Source organism: uncultured Acetobacterium sp., assembly GCF_927416815.1.
Lineage (GTDB): Bacteria > Bacillota > Clostridia > Eubacteriales > Eubacteriaceae > Acetobacterium.
Genome location: NZ_CAKMJU010000121.1, coordinates 1 through 2,680 on the forward strand (window position 1 = coordinate 1; position 2,680 = coordinate 2,680).

Here is a 2,680-nt window from a genome sequence, read left to right on the forward strand (position 1 = left end):
GATATGACAAGGGGACGTTTCGTTTGTCATATCCATCATTTCACAGCCCGCTCTATGACAAGGGTATGACAAGGGGACGTTTCGTTTGTCATATCCATCATTTCACAGCCCGCTCCACCATCATCTTGCCCAGTCCCAACCCCGAATACCGGAATCTGGGAGAAGTGTCGGTAGACAAGCGAAATCAGCTGATCCGACAGATTCAGCAGGAAACCGGTGGCAGTATCCGTCAATTGAGCCGAGTGTTGGGGCTGGGCAAGATGATGGTAGAGCGGGCCGTGAAATGATGAATATGACAAACGAAACGTCCCCTTGTCATATATTTAGTGACCATGGAACTTTTATTATTGGTTTTAGCATTGCTAAAGGGCATATAGCTGTGGCACCTGAAGCACTAGTCATTAGTCTTTTTGAAAAGGAAATTGAGCAAGCTGGATATTCTCACACAAAGGAGCTGTTTAGAATCAAATGGACAGATCAAGTGGATTTTGATCTGTTACACAAACTTGTTAATTATAATATAGAGAACAAAAAAGATATGATAAAATTTTGGAGATAAAGGAGGCGTTTATATGGCAGAACTGAAGACCAAGCAGCACGACGGAGATGTTTTTGAATTCATTACAACCTTTGCGAATACCCAGCAAAAGCGTGTGGATAGTTTTGAAATTGTGAAGCTGATGCAAAAGGTTACAGGACATCCACCCAAAATGTGGGGTACTTCGATGATTGGATTTGGCAGCTATCATTATAAATCCGATCGTAGCAGACAAGAAGGAGATTGGCCATTAGTTGCATTTTCACCGCGCAAAGCAGCAATATCTTTATATGTATTTTCGGGGAACCCGGAGCATGAGTATTTGCTGAAAGACTTAGGAAAGTATACAATTGGGAAGGCTTGCATCTATGTTAAGAGGCTTTCAGACATCGACTTAGAAGCGCTTGAAAGGCTAATGAGTGCCACTATTGAATTTTTAGAAGATAAATATGGGCGAAATTAATAGCAACAAATGAAAAACTGCATGTATTCTAACCAGTGGGCTCGATCTCTGTGCTAATGTTTCTGATTACTGTCCAATATGTTATAAACTGATTAAGTCAAAACACTAAACAAAGGAGTGGAAAATATGATTACACCTTACCTTATATTTAACGGGAACTGTAAGGAAGCACTGGATTTTTACCGCGCCGTCTACCATTGCGACGAGCCAAAAGTACTGCCCTACGGTGACTATATGCCGAAGGGGTCAAAGACACCGCCTGAACTGCTGCGTACTTGGGTTATGCACGCCGAGATGGTGATCTGCGGTACGAACGTCTGGTTTGCCGATGAGGCTACGCCGCCCAAGAGTGGCGACAACATCAAACTAACCGCTACGGTACCTACAGGCAAGGAAGCGACGGCTATCTTCGACGCGCTTTGCGTGGGTGGCGAGGTGACGCTCCCGCCGACCGAGACCTTCTACAGCGTGTTCCACGCCGCAGTAACAGACAAGTTCGGCGTGAACTGGAATGTCGTCGCTGAAGAAGCGCTAAAGCAAGTGGAGGGATGAAGAGTGAATAACGAAGGAAGTGACACTTTATGATAAACGAGCGAGTGTACAAAATGGCGTTTTCGAGCGTCTACCCTTTGTACGTCCAAAAAGCGGAGAAAAAAGGGCACACAAAAAGAGAAGTCGATATCATTATTAGCTGGCTGACGGGGTATGACGAGCATGGATTACGGACACAAATCGGTAAAGGGGTTGACTTTGAGACGTTCTTTGCTGAAGCCCCTCAAATCAACCCAAATACCCATAAAATTACAGGCGTAGTCTGTGGCATTCGCGTAGAAAATATCGAGGACCCGCTCATGCAGAAAATTAGATGGCTTGACAAACTGGTGGACGAATTGGCAAAAGGTAAGTCGATGGAGAAGATTCTAAGGAGTTGAGGTCAAATGGCGAATAAACACTGCAAAAAAATAGATTGCATGACACGGGGACGTTTCGTTTGTCATCCCCAACAAGGTGTGATACACATAAAAAAATAACAGGAGGTGAAATCAGAAATGGCAAGAAAAGCCAGAGTAAAAAGCGCAACCGGCATTTACCATGTAATGTTGAAGGGTCTGGATGGGCGTAATATTTTTCTGGATGATGCGGATCGATCAATTTTTATGGAAAGCTGAATAAAGCCAGAGAAATCGGCGGCTTTGAGTTGTATGCCTATTGTCTGATGGACAACCACGTTCACCTGTTGATCAAAGAAGGGGAAGAACTGGGAACCAGCATCAAACGGATAACCGTTGGCTATGTTCAATTGCACAATAACAAATATGGTCGTACCGGGCACCTCTTTCAGAATCGCTTCAACAGCGAAGTCGTGGAGGATGAGAAGTATCTGATGACGATAGTTCGCTACATTCACCGTAATCCCATCCAAGCGGGAATAGTTACCCGCTTGGAAGAATATCCGTGGAGCAGTTATCATCCGATCAGACAGGTCTATCAGGGAAAGGCAACAGCATTGGATAGTGAGATAATCAAAGACTATTTTCCAACAGAAGCAGATTTTATTCGGTTTTCTGAGGAAGAAAACCAGGATCAATGTCTGGAGAGTTATTTAAAAATCCGATGGAGTGATGCACATCTTACTGATGTGCGGAAATAGAACATTGAACACCAGAAAATGGGAGAAA

At 44.0% G+C, this 2,680-nt stretch carries 5 protein-coding genes and 1 pseudogene; all 6 read left to right on the forward strand.

What is annotated here, in order from left to right:
* A pseudogene (locus QZ998_RS14885) lies at window positions 1-287 on the forward strand (hypothetical protein); the annotation flags it as partial.
* Window positions 284-559 (forward strand): hypothetical protein, encoded by a 276-nt coding sequence (locus tag QZ998_RS14890; RefSeq protein ID WP_296561628.1) that lies wholly within the window; start codon window positions 284-286, stop codon window positions 557-559. The pseudogene QZ998_RS14885 and the gene QZ998_RS14890, both read left to right, overlap by 4 nt.
* 13 nt (window positions 560-572) lie before the next feature.
* Window positions 573-1,001, forward strand: coding sequence for a DUF1801 domain-containing protein (locus tag QZ998_RS14895; RefSeq protein WP_296561629.1), 429 nt, complete (start codon window positions 573-575; stop codon window positions 999-1,001).
* Window positions 1,002-1,127: 126 nt separating this feature from the next.
* Complete coding sequence (locus QZ998_RS14900; protein WP_296561630.1) at window positions 1,128-1,553, forward strand: VOC family protein; 426 nt, start codon at window positions 1,128-1,130, stop codon at window positions 1,551-1,553.
* Window positions 1,554-1,582: 29 nt separating this feature from the next.
* Entirely contained in the window at window positions 1,583-1,933 is a 351-nt protein-coding gene (locus tag QZ998_RS14905; protein WP_296561631.1) for a DUF2200 domain-containing protein, read from the forward strand.
* A 266-nt stretch (window positions 1,934-2,199) separates the two neighbouring features.
* Complete coding sequence (locus QZ998_RS14910) at window positions 2,200-2,652, forward strand: transposase (protein WP_296561632.1); 453 nt, start codon at window positions 2,200-2,202, stop codon at window positions 2,650-2,652.
* The last annotated feature ends 28 nt before the right edge of the window (window positions 2,653-2,680 follow it).

Coding starts and splice junctions, on each gene's coding strand:
- QZ998_RS14890 (WP_296561628.1), top strand. CDS start 284: ATGATGAATATGACAAACGAAACGTCCCCTTGTCATATATTTAGTGAC.
- QZ998_RS14895 (WP_296561629.1), top strand. CDS start 573: ATGGCAGAACTGAAGACCAAGCAGCACGACGGAGATGTTTTTGAATTC.
- QZ998_RS14900 (WP_296561630.1), top strand. CDS start 1,128: ATGATTACACCTTACCTTATATTTAACGGGAACTGTAAGGAAGCACTG.
- QZ998_RS14905 (WP_296561631.1), top strand. CDS start 1,583: ATGATAAACGAGCGAGTGTACAAAATGGCGTTTTCGAGCGTCTACCCT.